Source organism: Halomonas campaniensis (genome assembly GCF_002211105.1).
In the GTDB taxonomy this organism is placed as follows: domain Bacteria; phylum Pseudomonadota; class Gammaproteobacteria; order Pseudomonadales; family Halomonadaceae; genus Vreelandella; species Vreelandella campaniensis_A.
Genome location: NZ_JPUA01000001.1, coordinates 13,828 through 32,862 on the forward strand (window position 1 = coordinate 13,828; position 19,035 = coordinate 32,862).

General features: G+C 53.8%; 17 protein-coding genes and 1 other RNA gene. 9 read left to right on the top strand and 9 right to left on the bottom strand.

The features are described from left to right. Window positions 1-13 precede the first annotated feature (13 nt). From ubiH to JI62_RS00085, 3 genes are all read right to left on the bottom strand, one after another. Entirely contained in the window at window positions 14-1,243 is a 1,230-nt protein-coding gene (gene ubiH / locus JI62_RS00075) for a 2-octaprenyl-6-methoxyphenyl hydroxylase (RefSeq protein WP_088698209.1), read from the bottom strand. A gap of 94 nt (window positions 1,244-1,337) precedes the next feature. Beyond that, the gene (pepP, locus tag JI62_RS00080; protein WP_088698210.1) at window positions 1,338-2,693 is read right to left on the bottom strand and encodes a Xaa-Pro aminopeptidase; all 1,356 of its coding nucleotides are present in this window, start codon (window positions 2,691-2,693) and stop codon (window positions 1,338-1,340) included. Window positions 2,694-2,766: 73 nt separating this feature from the next. Next, a complete protein-coding gene (locus JI62_RS00085) occupies window positions 2,767-3,345 on the bottom strand; it encodes a UPF0149 family protein (protein WP_088698211.1) in 579 nt (192 codons plus the stop codon). A 288-nt stretch (window positions 3,346-3,633) separates the two neighbouring features. Here JI62_RS00085 and JI62_RS00090 point away from each other — a divergent pair, with 288 nt between their 5' ends. The 3 genes from JI62_RS00090 (at window position 3,634) to JI62_RS00100 (ending at window position 4,853) form a co-directional block, all read left to right on the top strand. Continuing rightward, window positions 3,634-3,933, top strand: coding sequence for a cell division protein ZapA (locus tag JI62_RS00090; protein ID WP_088698212.1), 300 nt, complete (start codon window positions 3,634-3,636; stop codon window positions 3,931-3,933). A 92-nt stretch (window positions 3,934-4,025) separates the two neighbouring features. Continuing rightward, a non-coding RNA gene (ssrS, locus tag JI62_RS00095) (6S RNA) lies at window positions 4,026-4,208 on the top strand. A 30-nt stretch (window positions 4,209-4,238) separates the two neighbouring features. Next, window positions 4,239-4,853 (top strand): 5-formyltetrahydrofolate cyclo-ligase, encoded by a 615-nt coding sequence (locus tag JI62_RS00100; protein WP_088698213.1) that lies wholly within the window; start codon window positions 4,239-4,241, stop codon window positions 4,851-4,853. Window positions 4,854-5,316: 463 nt separating this feature from the next. On the opposite strand, the gene ilvA is transcribed toward JI62_RS00100, so the two are convergent. Next, window positions 5,317-6,831, bottom strand: a complete 1,515-nt coding sequence (gene ilvA / locus JI62_RS00105) for a threonine ammonia-lyase, biosynthetic (RefSeq protein ID WP_088698214.1) — start codon at window positions 6,829-6,831, stop codon at window positions 5,317-5,319. A 163-nt stretch (window positions 6,832-6,994) separates the two neighbouring features. Here ilvA and rpiA point away from each other — a divergent pair, with 163 nt between their 5' ends. Continuing rightward, window positions 6,995-7,669 carry a ribose-5-phosphate isomerase RpiA gene (gene rpiA / locus JI62_RS00110; RefSeq protein WP_088698215.1) on the top strand — a complete coding sequence of 225 codons (675 nt, stop codon included), beginning with the start codon at window positions 6,995-6,997 and terminating at the stop codon, window positions 7,667-7,669. A 23-nt stretch (window positions 7,670-7,692) separates the two neighbouring features. On the opposite strand, the gene waaA is transcribed toward rpiA, so the two are convergent. From waaA to JI62_RS00125, 3 genes are read right to left on the bottom strand one after another with little or no spacing between them, the layout of a single operon-like run. Further along, the gene (waaA, locus tag JI62_RS00115) at window positions 7,693-8,985 is read right to left on the bottom strand and encodes a lipid IV(A) 3-deoxy-D-manno-octulosonic acid transferase (protein WP_088698216.1); all 1,293 of its coding nucleotides are present in this window, start codon (window positions 8,983-8,985) and stop codon (window positions 7,693-7,695) included. A gap of 10 nt (window positions 8,986-8,995) precedes the next feature. Next, window positions 8,996-10,426, bottom strand: coding sequence for a bifunctional D-glycero-beta-D-manno-heptose-7-phosphate kinase/D-glycero-beta-D-manno-heptose 1-phosphate adenylyltransferase HldE (hldE, locus tag JI62_RS00120; RefSeq protein ID WP_088698217.1), 1,431 nt, complete (start codon window positions 10,424-10,426; stop codon window positions 8,996-8,998). Further along, a complete protein-coding gene (locus tag JI62_RS00125) occupies window positions 10,416-11,513 on the bottom strand; it encodes a glycosyltransferase family 9 protein (RefSeq protein WP_088698218.1) in 1,098 nt (365 codons plus the stop codon). The genes hldE and JI62_RS00125 overlap by 11 nt, the downstream gene beginning before the upstream one ends. On the opposite strand from JI62_RS00125, the gene JI62_RS00130 reads away from it, so the two are divergent. Next, window positions 11,512-12,225 carry a 3-deoxy-D-manno-octulosonic acid kinase gene (locus JI62_RS00130; RefSeq protein WP_088698219.1) on the top strand — a complete coding sequence of 238 codons (714 nt, stop codon included), beginning with the start codon at window positions 11,512-11,514 and terminating at the stop codon, window positions 12,223-12,225. The two genes, JI62_RS00125 and JI62_RS00130, sit on opposite strands and share 2 nt — an antisense overlap. A gap of 45 nt (window positions 12,226-12,270) precedes the next feature. Here JI62_RS00130 and JI62_RS00135 read toward each other — a convergent pair whose 3' ends face one another. Together JI62_RS00135 and JI62_RS00140 are read right to left on the bottom strand one after the other, a co-directional pair. Then, complete coding sequence (locus JI62_RS00135) at window positions 12,271-13,176, bottom strand: glycosyltransferase family 8 protein (protein ID WP_088698220.1); 906 nt, start codon at window positions 13,174-13,176, stop codon at window positions 12,271-12,273. Continuing rightward, on the bottom strand, window positions 13,176-14,489 hold the full coding sequence (locus JI62_RS00140; RefSeq protein ID WP_088698221.1) for an O-antigen ligase family protein: 1,314 nt from the start codon (window positions 14,487-14,489) through the stop codon (window positions 13,176-13,178). Before JI62_RS00140 ends, JI62_RS00135 begins: the two co-directional genes overlap by 1 nt. Window positions 14,490-15,051: 562 nt before the next feature. On the opposite strand from JI62_RS00140, the gene JI62_RS00145 reads away from it, so the two are divergent. From JI62_RS00145 to JI62_RS00160, 4 genes are read left to right on the top strand one after another with little or no spacing between them, the layout of a single operon-like run. Continuing rightward, window positions 15,052-16,206 carry a glycosyltransferase gene (locus JI62_RS00145; protein ID WP_088698222.1) on the top strand — a complete coding sequence of 385 codons (1,155 nt, stop codon included), beginning with the start codon at window positions 15,052-15,054 and terminating at the stop codon, window positions 16,204-16,206. After that, window positions 16,140-16,985, top strand: coding sequence for a glycosyltransferase family 2 protein (locus JI62_RS00150; RefSeq protein ID WP_240513081.1), 846 nt, complete (start codon window positions 16,140-16,142; stop codon window positions 16,983-16,985). Before JI62_RS00145 ends, JI62_RS00150 begins: the two co-directional genes overlap by 67 nt. A gap of 3 nt (window positions 16,986-16,988) precedes the next feature. Next, a complete protein-coding gene (locus tag JI62_RS00155; RefSeq protein WP_170938443.1) occupies window positions 16,989-18,044 on the top strand; it encodes a glycosyltransferase family 4 protein in 1,056 nt (351 codons plus the stop codon). After that, a complete protein-coding gene (locus JI62_RS00160) occupies window positions 18,044-19,021 on the top strand; it encodes a glycosyl transferase family 90 (protein WP_240513082.1) in 978 nt (325 codons plus the stop codon). The genes JI62_RS00155 and JI62_RS00160 overlap by 1 nt, the downstream gene beginning before the upstream one ends. Window positions 19,022-19,035: the final 14 nt, after the last annotated feature.

The following is a 19,035-nucleotide window of genomic DNA, read 5'->3' on the forward strand; positions in this document are numbered from 1 at the left end:
GTGGCCAAGAGCGTTAGCGTTCCAAACCCATCGCGCGTCGAGCCAGCCCTCGCCGCAGCGGCCCCACCAGATTCAGGCCAATTAACCCCGCCGCGCGGGCATGAGGCAACAGCGGGAAGGAGAGCCCAAACAGCCGCACAAGTCCGTCGCTAAAGCGAATCACATTGGCGCGGTCTCGGGAGCGCTGCTTTTCAAAGGTTTGCAGCGTGGTCATATCACCTAGCGGCCGCTTGGCCTGTTCGCCCTGCTCCAGCGCTTCGACAAGATCCATTACTCCGCGCAGCGCAAGGTTAAACCCCTGCCCCGCGACGGGGTGCAAGGCGTGGGCCGCGTTGCCTAATACTGCCAGCCCTGGCCGCACCGGCTCTTCAGCGGTGACCAGTGAAAGCGGGTAGGCGTGTCGGGTGCCCACCCGGGTAAAGCGACCCACTCGGTCGCCAAACGCCCGCTGAAGTTGCAGCAAGAATTCACGCTCGGGAAGTGCCATACGCGCTTGTTCGCTACCACTAGGATGCGTCCAGATTAGCTCCATGGCCTGGCCGGGGAGGGGCAACAGCGCCATTGGTCCTTGGGAAGTAAAGCGCTCATAAGCGACGCCAAGGTGGGGCTGGCTTACCCCCACGTGGGCGATCAGTGCTGTTTGCTCGTATGATTCACGGCGACTGCCTATGCCTAGCTGCTCCTTGAGCCCGGAGCGCCCTCCATCGGCCAATACCGTTAGCCCTGCGGTTATCTGGCTACCGTCTGAGAGTTGAAGATGATGCCCACCGGCCACAGGCGTAAGCTGTTCGACTTTTGCCGGGCAGTGCCATTCCAATGGCAGTTGGGCAAGCCGTTGGTGCAGTACCCGCCCCATCCACGCATTGGGAATAACATGCCCCAGCGCGGCGACGCCCAGCTCGTCAGCACTCAGCCGTGTCGCGCCTAAGCGGCCGCGCTCACTGATATGAATGCGCTTGATAGGCGTGGCCTCGTCGCGCATTGCCTCCCACACACCCAACTGCTGGAAGCGCTGGGCTGAACCTTCTGCAATCGCACTGGCCCGGGCATCAAAACTGGGCTGCCAGGTAGTTTCCTGCGGCTGAACAGCCACAGGCGCCGATTCAATGATTGCCACACGCCAGCCATAGCGCTCAATCAGCGGTGCCAGCGCGCAGCCTAAGCTGGCGCCTACCAGTCCACCGCCCACTATCACAATGTCATGGGTCAGCGCTCCTTTAACCGCATGATTAGACTGCTGCATTGGCTTCTCCCGACCGCAACACCGCCTCATAAAGAGGCAATAATAATTTCGTAACGTAATTTACATAAAGGCCACTGCAGACATTGAAGACTGGTTACTTTTTAGCCATCAGTGCCTCGATTTCGTCGACCTGCTTAGGCACATCTGCGGTCAGTACTTCATGACCCTCATTGGTGACGACCACATTGTCTTCAATACGAATACCAATACCCTGATAGGCGTCAGGAATATCGTCATCGCTAGGAATATACAGGCCGGGCTCTACGGTGAGCACCATGCCTGAGGCCAACGGCCGAGGTGTTTGCTCATCCAGCCGATAGGTACCGACATCGTGCACGTCCAGCCCCAACCAGTGTGACGTCGAGTGCAGGTAGAAGCGCCGATAGCTCTCGTCATCGATGCGCGCCTGAACCTCGCCTTCCAGCAGGCCAAGCTCAATCAGCCCGGCGGTTAAGTCGTATACCACGCCCTGGTGGATATCAGCCAGGGTGCCCCCCGGCTGGACGGCGTTAACAGCACGCTGCTGGGCATGGAGCACTACTTGGTAGAGCGCTCGCTGGGCATCACTGAACCGCCCGGAGACCGGGAATGTGCGAGTGATATCACCGGCATACAATTCAAACTCGGCTCCCGCATCGATTAGCACCAAGTCGTTGTCACTTAGCGGTGCGCTATTTTCAATATAGTGCAGTACGCAGGCGTTGGCACCGCTGCCCACAATCGTACTGTAGGCGGGGCCGCTGGCGCCTTGCCAGACAAACTCATGCTCTAACTCGGCCTGGAGCTGAAATTCGCACAGCCCTGGACGCGCCACTTGCATGGCACGCCGGTGAGCATGAGCAGAGATCAGCGCCGCATGTCTGAGCAGGGCAATTTCAGCGTCGCTTTTGATTAGCCGCATGGCGTGAATCAACGGGCTAATATCCAGCCAACCTTTTAGCGGCGGCCTGCCGCGTCTAAGCCCGGCCTGGGCATCACTTAAAGCGTCTTCAGCAACGCTCACCGCCTCGGTGTTATCCAGCGGCAAGTAGAGTAGTTCGCGCCCCGCTAACAGCGTGAGTAGCTGCTTGTCGCGGTCGGTGTTTTCAAACGCCTGTTCAATGCCGTATTCAGCGACAACGCCTTCGGCACCCAAACGGCGCCCTGTCCACGCTTCCATGGTGGGGTCACGATCCTGACAGAACACCACGCTTTCACCCTCAGCGCGCCCTGGGAGCAGCACCAGCAGCGCATCCGGTTCTCGAATGCCGGTCAGGTAGTAAAAATCGCTGTTCTGGCGGAAGGCAAATTCACTATCCCGGGAGCGGGTCATCAGTTCAGCGCCAGGAAGCACCACCGCAGCGTTATCTGGCAGTTGGGCCATTAGCGCTTCGCGGCGCTGGCGATATTCGTCCACACTGATGGCAGGTGGGCGAGATAGCAACGTAGGCGACTCAGGGTCAGGCAGCATAGCGGTTCCTCCTAGCAAGGCGGCTTAAAGAGTCAAGCGCCGTGGATAGCTAAGTGTTTTAAGCAAAGGCGAATTAATGAACAGGCGCGTCGGTTTGCTCGACTTGTGGCATCCCTGGGTGCTGCTCGGTATACAGCAGCATAGCGGCCATGCGGGCATGCTCGGTCAGCGCAAACAGATCGTTCTCGTTTTCAGGACTGTCGTCGATATCAGTATCTATCCGGCCCAGCGCGTCCAAGTCTTCAATCGCTTCACGGAGCGCTTGTGACCAGCGCTCGCGCAGCTCGTTGTCGGCCACTTCATCGATCACCTCAATAAAGCCCAGCGTCCACTCTTTCAGACCCTGCGCCTGCTCGCCCAAGGAGAAAAGCTCATCGGGCAACAGCGGCGAATAGTCCAGATCGCTGGCGCTGAGCGCCTCCACGGTTTGCCGCCGCCAGCCTAATAGCCGCTCGGCACTTGCCTGATCGCGGGGCTGCTCGACGCCAAGGCTTTGACAGACTTCGTCCAACCAAGCATCTGCACTAACATCGCGAAGCGCCAGCAGTGCGCATAGACGGCCATCCAGAAAAGCCGGTGACTGCATGCTGCCATGGAGAAGAAAAATATCCGCCACGTCAGAGAAGTCCTGACGCTCATCAATCAATGACATAGTCGTTAATAACCTCATATTCACTGGGTGTGTGGCACATCTGGGGTTCGGCACGAGGACAGGTTTCCGCGAGGGCGCTGTGAGCCCATCCCTGGGCGCTACTTTCGACATCCATGGTCGAAAGACCCTCGCTCCAATCTGCCCTCATGCTCCTTGGATAATATGTGTAACAGAGATCTCTGCGCGTTGACCGCGCACAAGCGCCTCTCTTATAGTGAGTGAGACCTATCTTCCTATGCTGTGATGTTAACGCATTGGGCCCCTTGCTGGCCCGTGCTGGAGTCTTTGATGAGCAACGCCAAGCGGCCAACCAAAGAAATAACCCTATTAGGGCGCGGCTATATCATTGCCTGCGACACGGGCGAAGAAGCCAAACTTGACCGTGCCGCGCGCTACTTAGACCGTGCCATGCAGGGTATCAATGCCCAAAGCAGCGTGCTGGGAAGTGAGCGTGTAGCGATCATGGCGGCCCTCAATATCACCCACGAACTGCTTGAAGCCATGGATGAACACCGTGCCGGCGAAGAGAACCTGAACCGGTTAAATGAGCGACTTGAGCGGGCACTGGCCAAAACACGCCTCTCCTAGGTCGTGTTTTAAAGCGCTGTCTACGACCTAAAAGCCCTGCGAACGTTTAACCCAGCCCTTTGGCATTGGCCGTCGCTCTGTTAGGATGGCGGGGTTCTCTGGGGTGTACGCCAGTCGTTATAGTCCCTCGAGCCTATGCGTAATACCCAGGGGGCCAAATGCTAGCCAGGCCAGTGTGCATGTCCGTGCGTCGGAAAGCCTGACGGTCTGGCTGCGGCCACCCACCTGAACCAGTAGGTTCAGGGCCAGAATGACAGCGGCACTCTGGAGAACACCCAACCTAGTAGGGTAGAGAGACCAACTGCATGGAAAGCCTCCATCGGGACGTCGATAAGCGTGCACTGCGCCGTTTTTTACGTCATCAACGCCGAGCCCTTTCTCAGCATGAACAGCGCCTTGCGGCTCAGCGCTTGTGCAAGCAATTGAAATCCCTGCCTGAAATTCGTCGCGCGCGGCGCTTAAGCCTTTATCTACCTGTTAACGGCGAAATTGATCCTACCCCGCTACTTCCCTGGCTGCGCCAACGTAATGTCGATATTTACCTGCCGGTTTTATGCCCGTTTAGCGCTAACCGTCTGTGGTTTGTGGCCTACCGCCCTGACACACCAATGGTAAAAAACCGTTTTGGTATTTGGGAGCCTGACGTTCGATTCAGCGCACAGCGGCGTAATCGGCTACCGACCTGGGCACTGGATACGCTGATTGTGCCGTTAGTCGGGTTTGATGCTAACGCTAACCGCATGGGGATGGGGGGAGGTTTTTATGATCGCAGCTTAGCATTTATGCATCGGCCCGGCCCGTCGCCTACCTTGATTGGCGTAGCCCATGCCTGCCAACAAGTGGCTTCGCTGCCTGTAGAACCCTGGGATGTGCCCTTACAGGTCGTCGTCAGTGACCAAGATTGCTTTCGCCGTCAATAGCTTTCTTAAAAACTGGCCACAAACTTAAAACTGACCATAAAAAAGGGCCGACCCAATGAAGGATCAGCCCCTTTCGTCTGATATCTGTCACCTTATCGGTGCTAACGTATAGTGGCAAACCAACAGGGTTTAGCTTCCCGATAACGCCTGCGCATAACCGGTAGCAAGCACCCCTAATGCAAACACCACCATCAACGCCATTACCATATCAGGCTTCTTCCGCCGCATGCCGCTTCTCCAACACCTATATTGTTGCCGAATGTACCAAACCCGCCACTCTTTGATGTTTTCTAAAGAATGACGAATTTGCTTAATTTCGCTCACGACTATAGAGCTATAAGGCCATCACTGACAACTGGTTTAGCGGCATTTTTTAGCCTCATTTCTAAGGATTAAGTTACGTTGCGTTACTAGCAGCTCTGACTTTTAAGGTGAGCAAGCACTTACATACAGTAGTGAACGATTAAGCCATAAACAGTCGATAGGCTGGATTATCGCTCTCGCGCCAGTAACGGTAACCGATGGCATCTAAATACTCCGCCACATGGGTTCGATCACCGTTAGGCACTTGCATACCCACCAGTACTCGACCATAGGCCGCACCATGGTTGCGATAATGAAACAACGAGATATTCCAGTCGTGGGGCAGTTGGGTCAAAAAGTTCATCAACGCGCCTGGGCGCTCGGGGAACTCAAAGCGGTACACTTCTTCTTCGAAACGCTCGCTGGGACGACCGCCGCTCAAGTGGCGAATATGCAGCTTTGCCAACTCATTTTCGGTCAGATCTTCCACTTGGTAGCCGCTTTCACGCAGCTTGTCGATCACTGCCTGTCGATCCTCGCCACCGGGCTTCACCTGAACCCCCACGTAAATATGTGCTTCGTTGCTATCGGCATAGCGATAGCTAAATTCAGTGACCATGCGTTTGCCTAGCGTGCGGCAAAACTTTTTAAAACTGCCGGGTTTCTCGGCAATGGTCACTGCCAGAATTGCTTCACGCTGCTCGCCCAGCTCCGTGCGCTCGGCAATGTGCTGTAGGCGATCAAAATTGGTATTGGCGCCTGAGTTAATGCACAGCAGCGTCTCCCCTTCAGCGCCGGTCTGCTGGATATATTTTTTTAGCCCCGCCAGCGAGAGCGCGCCGGAGGTTTCCGCCACCGCACGGGTATCCTCAAAAATATCTTTTACCGCTGCGCACATTTCATCGGTATTGACGGTAATAACATCGTCGACCAGGTCTTTGATCAGCGAAAACGGCACTTCGCCGACTTGCGCGACCGCGACGCCCTCGGCAAATACGCCCACTTGGTCGAGAACTACGCGTTCACCTGCGTCTAAAGCGGCTTTAAGACAAGCGCTGTCTTCGGCTTCGACACCGATCACTTTGATATCCGGACGCAGGTACTTCACATAGGCCGCTACACCTGCGATTAATCCACCGCCGCCGACCGGTACGAAGATGGCATCCAAGCGCCCAGCGTGCTGGCGCAGAATCTCCACGCCAATCGTGCCCTGACCCGCTACCACATCGATATCATCGAACGGCGGAATGTAGGTGTAGCCGTGCTCTTTGATCAGCTCTTGAGCATGCTCGGCGGCGGCGGCGAAGGCATCTCCTTTGAGGATGACCTTGGCGCCCCGGGCGCGCACCGCCTGGACTTTGATATCCGGGGTGATCCGCGGCATCACAATGACGGCTTTGACCCCCATCAGCTTTGCAGCCATGGCCAGCCCTTGGGCATGGTTGCCGGCAGAAGCAGCAATCACGCCTTTATCTTTTTGCTCCTGCGATAGCTGCGCCATTTTGTTATAGGCGCCACGAATTTTGAACGAAAACACCGGCTGTAGGTCTTCGCGCTTAATCAAAATCTGGTTATTAAAGCGACGCGACAAAAAGGGTGCAGGAGAAATCGGGGTCTCACAAGCGGCTTCATAAACGCGGGCTTGGAGGATCTTTTTGACGGTTGCTTCTAGCATGCGGATATCCCAAGGGAAGAACGTGAACGGACAAAGCTTTTATTGGTAGCAGATTACCCATAGCGGCGTCTAGCAGCGTTTCCATCGGCAGGCAGCGTTTAGCTCGTTATACTAGCGCCGCTTGCTCATTTCTCTAACTCTCCTCTGACGCATAAGGCTGACTATGAACCAGGACGAATTGAAAGCTGCTGTAGCGGACGCAGCAATTGAAGAAATTAAATCTCAGTTGGAAAAGGATACCATCTTAGGAATTGGCACCGGCTCCACGGCTAACCTGTTTATTGACCGCCTGGGCCCCCTACGCCATCACTTTAAAGGCGCGGTGGCGAGCTCTAAGGCAAGCGCCGAGCGCCTTGAGAAACTCGGCATTGAGGTGTTTGAGCTTAATAGCGTCGGCACAGTGCCCTTTTACATAGATGGCGCAGACGAAGTGAATACTCACTTACACATGATTAAAGGCGGTGGTGCCGCGCTTACCCGCGAAAAAATCGTGGCTGCCTGTGCCGAACGCTTTATCTGCATTGCCGATGGCTCAAAGTACGTGCCTCAGTTAGGTCATTTTCCGCTACCGGTAGAAGTCATCCCCATGGCTCGCTCCTATGTCGCCCGCGAGCTTGTCGCACTTGGCGCCGAGCCGGTCTATCGCCAAGGAGTGGTCACCGACAATGGCAACCAAATTATCGACTGCTATGAATTTATGATTGCAGACCCCGTGGCCATGGAAGCACGCATCAACGCAATCGTCGGTGTTGTCACCAATGGCCTGTTTGCCGCCCGCGGCGCGGATGTTCTACTGCTAGGCAAAGAAGATGGCGTAGAAAGGATCGCGCTGAAATAAAGGTTCTTAGATAACGTTACGGGCTAACAAGACAGCAGTGAAGCCAATCCTGTCAGGGTGCGATCAAGTGCGCCTCTGTGTGCCTCAATTACCGCGCGCCCTGCTTGACCGGCCCGCTGGGCGCGCTCAGGGTTAGCGAAATAGTCTGCTACGGCGTCTGCCAGGGCCTCCGTGGTATCGACCAGGGTTAGCGTTCCTGCCGCTTGCAGCGGTTCAGCCACATCGGCGAAGTTCTCAATCGAGGAACCACTAAGCACCGGCCTGCCTAGCGCCGCCGGTTCAAGTATATTATGTCCGCCCAGCGCCACTAGGCTGCCCCCGACAAAGGCCACACGGCCCGCTGCATAGAGCATAGCCAGTTCACCTAACGTATCCCCCAGGTAGACCTGTGTTTGTGCCGCCACGGACTGCTGCTGGCTACGGCGGCTTAGGATCCAGCCTTCGGTTTGACAAAGCTTGGCGACAGCGTCAAAGCGCTGGGGGTGGCGGGGCACGAGTACCAGCAGCGCATCAGGGAAACGGTTCAGCAGTTGGCGATGGGCGTTAAGCAGTAGCGCTTCTTCGCCGTCTCGGGTGGAGCCCGCGACCCAAACCGGACGTTCTCCCCACGCTTGAAGTAAGTGTTCACCCTCTTCAAGGGGCTTATTTTGGCTAGCTATTTCAAATTTTAGTGACCCAACGACGCGGGTGATATCCGTGCTGCAGCCGAGGGTATTAAAGCGTTCGGCGTCTGCTGATGATTTTGCAGCGAGCCAGCTAATCTCGTCGAGGGTACTGGCCATTAGCGGGCGCAAACGTTGGTAACGCTTAAAGGCGCGCGGAGACAAGCGCCCGTTCACCACCGCGACGGAGACACCCTGCTGTCGGCAGGCGTGGATCAGATTAGGCCACAGCTCGGTTTCAAACAGGATGGCAAGCTCGGGTTCAACACAGCGCACAAAACGTTTGGAAGCACCTGGAAAGTCCAGCGGCAGAAAGCGGTGAGAAAGTCTTGCCTGATCGGCTGGGGGGTGCTCGCTAATGAGCGCTTGAGCCTGCCCGGCACCGGTCGCGGTCATGGTGGTGAGCAGCAGGCTATGGGCTGGAAAACCCGCTAATAGCCCCTCAATCAGCGGACGCGCAGCGCGTACTTCCCCCACCGAGGCACAGTGCAGCCAAATGCGTGGCGCTGGGGGAAGCGGCTGAAGGCGCAAACCCAGCCGTTGAAGGCGTGAGTATGTGGGTACTTGCTCACGCCAGATACGCCAGCCAATCAGCGGCGAGAGTGCATACAGCGCCGCTGAGTAGGCAAGCCGAGGCCAGGCAGGTGAAGACATCAGAGGTTTCTTAGCGCTCACGATCTAGAATCGAACTAATCATCGCCGAGGTCGACACGCCATCTTCAAAGCCCAGTACTTTAACCTCGCCACCATTAGCGATTACGGCCGCGCCCCCGGCGATATCTTCTGGCCGGTAGTCGCCACCTTTGACCAAAATATCGGGTAGCACCGCTTCGATCAGCGCCTGAGGGGTGTCGTCACTGAACGGCACAACCCAATCGACAGCCCCTAATCCCGCCAACACCTGCATACGCCGGTTAAGCGGATTAATCGGCCGCTTGGGCCCTTTCAGGCGACCAATGGAGGCGTCATCGTTAACCGCGACAATTAAACGATCGCCCAGGCGCTTGGCCTGCTCCAGGTAAGCGACATGGCCTGCGTGCAGAATATCGAAGCAGCCGTTGGTCATGACCACCCGCTCACCGCGAAGTTGAGCAGCGCGCACCGCCTCGACCAATATATTCGGCTCAATCACACCAAACTCGGCCAGCTTATCGCCGTGTAGCGCAGTGTAGAGCTCGGCGATGGAAAGCGTTGCCGTACCCGGTTTGGCCACGACCAGCCCGGCCCCCAGGTTGGCCAGCATCATCGCTTCGGGAAAGGCGTGGCCCGCCGCAAGCGCCAGCCCCATCAGGCCGATAACAGTATCCCCTGCCCCCGTCACATCGAAGACTTCCTGGGCCCGGGTAGGCAAATGTAGCGGCGCATGCCCTTCACGAATCAGCGTCATGCCTTTTTCGCTGCGGGTAATCAGCAACGCTTCAAGCTCAAGCTCAGCGCGCAGCGCCTCGCCCCGGCGAGATAACTCAGCATCGGTCGCACAATGGCCAACCACGGCTTCAAATTCGGTGAGATTGGGGGTGATTAAGCTCGCCCCACGATATTTGCTGAAATCTTGCCCTTTCGGATCGATTAGCACCCGCTTGCCCTGAGCTCTTGCATTGGCTATCAAGTTCTCTACTTGGTTCAGCGTGCCTTTGCCGTAGTCGGAAAGGATCACTATGTCGCAATCGGGGAGCGCCTTTTCTACCTGCGTCACTAGCTCAGTGGTATCGACACTGTCCAAGCGCTGCTCGAAATCCAGGCGCAGTAGCTGCTGGTTACGACTCATCACTCGCAGCTTCGTGATCGTCGGTACCTGAGCGCTACGCTGGAAGTAAGTGCTTACACCGGAGGCAGTCAAGCTAGCTTGTAAAATCTGCGAGTTGTCATCGTCGCCGATCACGCCCGCCAGCACGGCATGGCCGCCAAGGGAGGTAATGTTCAGCGCCACATTGGCTGCCCCGCCTGGGCGATCCTCGACATCTTCCACACGCACCACCGGCACCGGCGCTTCAGGAGAAATGCGCGAGGTGCCGCCATGCCAGTAGCGGTCTAGCATCACATCCCCGACAACCAGAACGTGGGCATGCTCTAAGGCGGTTAAATCAATCTTCATCAGTGCTCCCTGCGCTGGCGGTAGAGGCGGTATGCGCCAATAGTGTGTCCAATTTAGCGATAACGTCGTCGGCTTTAATCAGCATCATGGCACTGGGATGACGCACCCGCTGGCCCCAGCTCACCTCCTCTACCGACTTATGCAGATAGGTACGTACCGCTTCGGGGTATGCGTTGACCGCAAAATCACGCCACAAATAGGGCGCCGCACGCTGGGGATTGGTCGAAGCATAGAGTCCTAACGCCGGGGTGCCCATGGCATTGGCCATATGGATAGGTCCGGTATCCGGCGCTATTACCGCTTGGGCTTGATCAATCAGCGCTAAAACCCCTTTTAGCGAGGTGCCGCCAATAGCGTTAATCACGCTTGCAGGCTGGCACAGCGCTTCAATTTGATCGCCGATCTCCCGTTCCAGGGCGCTACCACCGCCAGTTAATACACTTTTAAGGCCGTGCTGCATCCAAGCGTACTCAATCACGCTAGCGTAACCCTCTACCGACCAATTGCGAAAATTACGCAGGCGCACATTGCTGCATGGGTTAATGACCAGATAAGGCGCGTCCCCACTGATGACCTGGGCTTCATTGCGTGCCGTATCGGGCACCGGCAAATCCCATGCTAGGTGGTCATCGTTTACACCGAGCACCCGAGCGAAGTCCATAAAGGACTCCAGTACGTGGGCATTGGGGTGCGGCGCGAGCTGATGCTGGGTGAACCAGTGCTGAGCGTCTTTGGCGCGCGCCCTGTCATAGCCCACGCGGACGTCGGCCTTCAGCCCCAGTGAGAGTAGGCTGGCACGGATGGCCTGCTGCATATGCAGCAGTACATCGAAGCGCGTATCGGCAAGCTGCCGCCATAATGCGCGCATACCGGCAAAACCGGTGGACTTGTCGTAAACAACGAACTCGACCCCGGAAAGCCCCGCCAGTAGACTGTGCTCCCCCTTACCGATAATCCAGGTAATACGCGCATCGGGCCACTGACGCTGCAACGCCCGTACCGTGGGCACGAGATTGCACACATCTCCTAGGGCGGAGAGGCGCAAAATGGCAATGTGGTTAGGCTGAACAGGCAGAGAGGGCTTCATGCGCTTAGCGGCACTCCAGCAGAGAAATTGGCTGATTTTACATGATGTAGACAGTTTATGTGACGCACCGGGAACACACCAAATTGATCCAGACCTATTCACTGGGGATTACTGGCGTGAGCGTGGATTAATTGTGGGCGAAGCGCCTGGCCGGGGCAGTAGCCTGTTTTTACAGGCAACGCCGACCGAGCAGTGGGTATTAAGGCCCTATCGCCGGGGGGGCGTGGCGGCCAAATTAAGTAAGAAACGCTATTTATGGACTGGCGCTGAGCGCACCCGGGCGTTTCGTGAACTGCGCTTAACCGCCAAGCTTTTTGAGCAAGGCCTACCAGTGCCCCGCCCCGTGGCGAGCTGCGTTACCCACTATGGGCTTACTTATGAAGCCGCGTTGATTACCGTGCGCATTGCTGGCGCCAAAGCATTCGCTGAGCTACTCGTCAACGATCTGGCGGATGAGGCGTTGTTAAAGCGTGTAGGTGCTATGATTTACCGCTTTCATCAAGCGGGGCTTGACCATGTTGACCTGAATGCCCGCAATATTTTGATCGACTCCAGGGGCGAGCCTTGGCTGATTGATTTCGATCGTTGCAGGCTGCGGTCTCCAGGGAAATGGGGTAAAGCAAATTTAGAGAGACTGGAGAGGTCTGTACACAAATTTAAACCTGCTACGACAACCTCCCCTATCATTCAAGGATACAGAGCAACAAGATGATCTACCCTTATACTGAAATTTGTTACATTTTGTAAATTATGAAGTTTAGGCCTGGGTTAATCGGCGACGACGGCGAATCTTAGGCTGCTTGAATGCCATACGGATGCGTTCCGTCCACGATAGCGAGGACGCCAATGCCTTGCTATCAATAGGCCAAGCGGTATGGCGAGAATAGGCAATAAAGTCTTCCTGAAAAGGATGCACACATTTGGCATGCCATGGCTTGACCGATCCAATGAAATGCACGATGCGCGGATGGCGAATAGCCGTTTCCAGAGAGGCCATATGTGTAAAAAGATGCGGATAGCGCTTCTCTACAGCCGCATAGGCCGTCGGTTGAAAGTTCCACTCTGCCGGTAGCCAGCACCAATCCCCTTCCAGCACTCGATTCAGGGCATCCTGATCTGGATACTGAAAGTTGTCGCCCTCTCTTTCAAGGTATGCCAAAGCCCTTTCACCCACGCACTTTTCACGCCAAGCCGTCATATCGACAAGCATTACCCCTGAGTTGAAGTAGTCATCCGGTAACTTTCGAGCCCCCCTGCTGGAAGAGCTGTACAGGTTAATGGTAGCCGCAGCGGTATGACCATTGAGCGGCATAGACCATAACTCAGAGAGGTCACTACGAACTAGCAAATCACAGTCAAGGTAAATGATGCGCTTACAATCGGCAGGCAGATAACGATGCATCAGCAGGCGAAGCAGCGCCGCGATACCAAAGCGACCAGCCTTGAATCCTTGCAACGCCGCCACGTCGACGTCGATGACATCAAGGGCAGCACCGGATCGCTCAACGGATTCACGTAGGCAATTTTTAGTCTCCTCGCTCATACCTGGCGTCAGCATGAAGAAGTGGATCTGCTCAATATTAATGGCATGGGCGATAACCGAGGCCATAACAACAGAACCATACCGAGCATAAGATTCATCTGCACACAGAACAATATTCATTATGCCTCTGCACTGGTTGTTCGATTTTCACCGAAAAGATAGAAGGACATCCCGATCCCGCCGAAAATGATGAAAAAATACATGCCAGAACTGAAAATCAGGTAGGACTCAAACAAGTTTATGATGAAGAAAAATACCCACGACACGAGCATTCCCATGCCCAAATATTGGTGCCCCCTCCCAAGTAACATAATTGTCCCCCTGAGAACCATCACTGTCAGCGCAGCTAGTGCTGCCAGCCCTAACACACCATATGCCAATAGGATTTCCAGGTAGACGTTATGGAAATGTCCAAACATGTCTTTCAGCCAATCGGGGAAAGGCCCTTCATCAATCAGCGAGTTTCGGCTTTTAGGCCCCCATCCCGTCAGAGGCCTTTCCTTAACTTTTTCCCATCCATATACCCAGGTATGAATACGTATACCAATACTACTGAGAGGGACATCATCGAGGTTGCCTTGTCCGATAGTTTCGATCACATCCTGCTCATCTAACAGCCGCTTTTCAATAACCGGCACCATCGTGATCACCGTAAGTGTGAGCACGCCGACTAGGGCAACAACTGGAAACAGCATTGTTGGGCGCAACCAGCGTCGTTGTCTTTGCTTAACGAAACGACACAAGCTAAAGACTATCAAACTTAGCAGTATCACGGTCAGGGCTAACCAGACCGCCCGAGTTTGGGTTACGACAACACCTATCAAACCAAGTAGTGTCAAAGCCAACGCCAGCCCCCACTCGGGCTTATTAGCGCCGCAACGCAGGCATCTGACAAGCCAGCCCCCCCCCATAATCAGTAGTAGGCCCAAGTAAAAGGCTGTATGTTGGGCATTAGTGTATCCAAAATCGACGCGCTTGCCTGACAGACCCGCCATCCAAGTTTCAGTATTTGAATTAATAACTAAAGAAGTGACGATTCCTGCTAAAAAGATAAACAGTAAATACTTGGCAGCATCTATAGAACCTCTCAGCCACCAAGCAACTGCAATACAAAAGAAAAGTTTGGTCATATGCCGTGCAGCTTTGATCTGCCCATCGGCAACCTCTGGGAAGCGTTCTATCGCAAAAATATGCACCCAGACCTGAAGCGCAACAAAAGCGATGAAGAGTAGAAAAACCTTATTCCACTTAATTGCTGGGTCAGGCTCCTTAAACCAAGCAATGACAAAGCATAGAAGAAATACTGACTCCGCCGCACGAGAAACGTCAAAATTGATAAGCCACGAAAAAGCATAAACAGATAATGCAATCCAACCAACTGCATTATTTTTTGTATTCCAGCCGCATTGCAGCCCTTCTCTACCCCTTTCCATCTATCAGCCTACTCCTGATGTGAGTTCTCCGCCCGCCCCGAAATACTCAGCGAGTCGCTCGACACTCACCAAGTGTTATCAATTGATTCTTTCAAGGGCGCTAGGATATCAGAAACCACACCGGTGCTAGCCTAATTCATATGGGGATAACCTGCCGTGCAATCTTAGCAGGGCATCAACAGATCGGTTGCAAACAGATGGCTAGGTGGATAAGGTCTTGAGCATCATGATCTGTTTTTTGAGCCATAATAATGGCGTAATTTATTGATTATGAACAATATTATTGTCTATAATCTGTCTATGCTCTTTCTCTTTCAGACCTGTTTTAGAAATAACGCGGGCCCATTCGCTAACGAAAACCATGGCACATCGATAACCTTCACTCACTTGCCTATTACGTGTATAGGTACTTTCACTCATTAATGTCATGAAATCATTCATATCTCCTCAGCCATCCTGCCATAGCCTCTGAAGCATGCGCTATCCTGGTTTCATAATCGGCACCAGCGCGACTAAACAACCCTGTGATGCAACTTCCGCCCCACCAAAAGGACTCGCCCACATGAAGGTATTAATTGTTGTGCGTACGTTAAAAATTGGCGGCATGGAGCGTGTGGCGGTGAACCTTGCCGACGCTTTTGCTGAACAGGGCCATGAGAGCCATTTAATGTACTTTAAGCCGCGTCCGCCTCAGTTAGCACCGAGCAATGGGCGGGTAAATGTCCACCATTTCGCACTGTCTCGTGCTATGTGGACATCGGGTGTAGGTGGCATTATCGAGGTGGTGGCACGCTTGCTCAATAGCGTGTTAAGGAAGAGCTACTTTTTATTGTCGGGCTGGTGGGGGGGCAAGCTTTTTCGCCGTGAAATACGTCGCCTTGAGCGTCAATATGGCACTTTTGACCGGATAATTTTCCGCGGTATCGGTACGTTTGAAACGGTATGGTCTTTTCAAGATTCCCGTGCCTGTTATGTTCTGGAGAATATCGTTAAAGCGCCCCCTGGCCATGCCGCCTGGCTAGAGCGGCTAAAAGCACGCTGCCTTTTTCATAACAAACACTTAGTTACCGTATCCCACGGTGTTGAACAGCAAATCGCCACTGTTCTGCAGACACTACAAGTCAAGCCGCTCTCGCTGAGAACCATCACCAACCCATGCCCTTTAGCGACCATTCGCAAAGCCATGTGCGAAGATATTCCAGAGCGGCCCCCTTCCCCGTATTTGCTCAACGTAGCACGCTTGGTGCCGCAAAAAAATCACCACCTACTGCTACGAGCATACGCCAAGATGCACACCACCCTTCCGCTGGTGATTGTCGGCGAGGGGCCACTGCGTGCAGAGCTGGAAGCGCTAGCCGGTGAGCTGGGTATTGCAGCGCGGGTGACTTTTGTCGGTCGCCAATTAAACCCTTATCCTTGGATGCATCATGCGCGCCTATTCATCTTGAGCTCTGCCCACGAAGGGCTTGGCATTGTGCTGCTTGAAGCGCTGGCTTGCCAAACGCCTATTGTCTCGGTCGATTGTCCAGGCGGGGTACGTGATATTATGGCCGGAGAGCTGGAAGCTTACCTTTGTGACATGACGCCGGAGGCCTTAGCAGACCGTGTCGATGCCATTCTTGAAGCGGACGGCTACGCTATTGATGAACGTTGGCTGGAACGCTTTTCTCCAGCGCACATTACGACTGCCTTTTTGCAAGAGATGCCTGCACAATGATATCGGCTAATATTATTACCTTTAATGAAGAAGCCAATATTGCGGACTGTATTGCTTCCGTTCGCCAGGTATGTGACGACATCGTTGTAGTGGATTCAGGCAGCCAAGATCGCACCACTGCTATCGCGCACGAGTTAGGTGCCCAAGTGGTTCAACAGGCCTACCTAGGCGACGGCATTCAAAAAAATATCGCGCTAGCGCATGTAAAATATGACTGGGTGCTCAGCTTAGACGCCGATGAGCGCCTAACACCAGAGATGGTCGAAGCGATCAGGCAGCTCGACCTTTCTGCAACTGAACATGACGCCTTTGCCTTTCGTCGTCGCAATATGATTGGCTCACGCTGGATTAGAGTCTGTGGATGGTATCCGGATTACTGCATTCGACTCTACAACCGACACCATGCTCGCTTTGCTGATGTAAAACAGCATGCCAGCATAGGGGCTTCTAACCCCAAGCGACTTAATGCAGATATAGTGCATTACTCTTTTGCTAACCTAGGCCAGTTATTTGCCAAGCCAGGACGCAATTTCAGCGGTCGTGCGGCCAAAATCATGTTTCAAAAGGGTAAACGGGCCAACGCTTTCTCGCCATTTACCCATGGCCTGAATGCCTTTATACGCAAATATATTTTTCAGCGAGGCTTCATGGGCGGGGTCGATGGCATGACCGTTGCGATCAGCGCAGGACTCAATAGTTACTTAAAGTATGCCAAGCTACTCGAATACCAGCGCGACCCAAAAGTCCTCGAAGCCGAAGACTTTAAAAAGGTTTGGTGATTGATGCATATTACCCATGTCAATTTGGCCCGCGGTTTTCGCGGCGGTGAGCGCCAAACTGAGTTATTAATTAAGACGTTAGCAGAACAACCTGAATACGATATTTCACAAACACTGGTTTGCCGTCGTGACTCTCCCATGCGCCAACACCTGCAGGGAGTAGCGCGACTCGATTTCCAGACAGCCAATCATCAGTTAGCAGGGCATTTTCGTTTCGGCGCGACATCGGCCAACAAGTCGCAGCTGGTGCACGCCCACGATGCAAAAGGCGTTCATTGGGCTTACTTACACTACCGTTTGAAAGGCACGCCCTACTTAATTACACGCCGTGTCGATTCCCCCGTCAAACGTAAGTGGTTTAACCAGCAGTGTTACTCTCATGCATCCGCCAGAGTTGCCCTTTCCCACGTTATAAAGGGGCTTCTGGAAGATAATCAGTGTGGCGACGTTACTTTAATCGCCAGTGCCCATGCCCACTTAATACCCGCGTCTGAAGCGACCCATCATTTCCGTGATGATTTTACCGGTAAGTTTTTGGTTGGCCATGCGGGCGCAGTGGTTGACCGCCATAAAGGCCAGCGAGTGCTCTTAAAAGCTGCTCAGAAGCTTGAGCATCAAGCACCTGATATACAGTTTATTTTGCTAGGCGATGGTGAAGATACGGAAACGCTAAAAACAGAATACTCGTCGCTTGGCAATGTTTCCTGGCTGGGGTTTAAAAGCAATATTGCCGACTATCTGGCTGGCCTGGATGTGTTTGCGTTTCCTTCACGCAATGAAGGCTTGGGCTCGGTGTTACTGGATGTCATGCAGCTCGGTGTTCCTGTCATTGCTACCGACGTTGGCGGCATACCCGATATCGTCAAGCACGAACAGACAGGGTTACTGATACCCTCCGGCGACGCCGATGCACTGGCTAGCGGTATTATGCGATTAAGACAGGATGTCGCTCTTCGGCAGCGATTGGTTCAAGGAGCCACTGAGCGTTTAGATCATTATAGCCCGCAGTCAATGACTGCATCGTACTGGCACCTCTATCAAACCATAGTGAGCGAATAATGATGTTTGCGGCTTCTGCAAAAGCGCATAAAAACCTTCATAAGCTGGGCTTTTATGCGCAGCATACCGTTCACCGTCTGATTCCCAGTACGTTTCTACAACGGCAAAGAATCAGCTTACTTCACTCATTAAAGCACCTGCCAGAAGAGGAGCAGCAGCAATTACTTTTCCGAGTTAACTACTGTAACCAATTGGATGACACTGTTGAGCTGCCGGGTTCAGCAAAAAGTTTGTCTGGATTCAAGCGCGAGAAAAGCGGCACTTATTATTTAGACTTGCTCAGTATATTACGCTACTTCCCGCCTGAACTACGCTTCTGCCATCGCTTTGGTGATGTAACCACCGTGCCAGACGCGCCGACCTTGGTGAAAAGCCGCCCCATTAATGACCACAATCAAAACTCGGTTTTACTTAAGTTAAACCGTGTTCGCCATTACTACACGGTACAAGATCCTTACCGCTATGATGACAAGCTTGACCTTGTGGTATGGCGGGGTTCTTGTCATCAAGAACACCGGCGACAATTCGTTCGAGATTTTTATGATCACCCGCTATGCAATGTGGGTGACATTCACAAAAATGCGCATGGCCAGCCCTGGCATCGCCATTTTATGTCGGTACAGGAGCAACTGAAATATAAATTCGTGCTCAGTATAGAAGGCAAAGATGTTGCAACAAATCTCAAATGGATAATGGCCTCCAACTCACTCTGTTTTATGCGACAGCCGCGCTTTGAAACATGGTTTATGGAAGGCACTTTGTTACCTGACTATCACTATGTGAAGCTCAAGGATGATTACTCAGATCTGGAGGAAAAAATCATCTATTACCAGGATAACCCCGCGGCGGCCAAAAAAATTATCGGTAATGCCAACCGCTACTTCGCTCAATTTATGAATACGGGCCAGGAACGTTTGCTAGGCATTTTGGTGATGCAGAAATATTTCGAGCGCACCCATCAACTTCTTCCTGAGTAGCCGTTATCATCAGA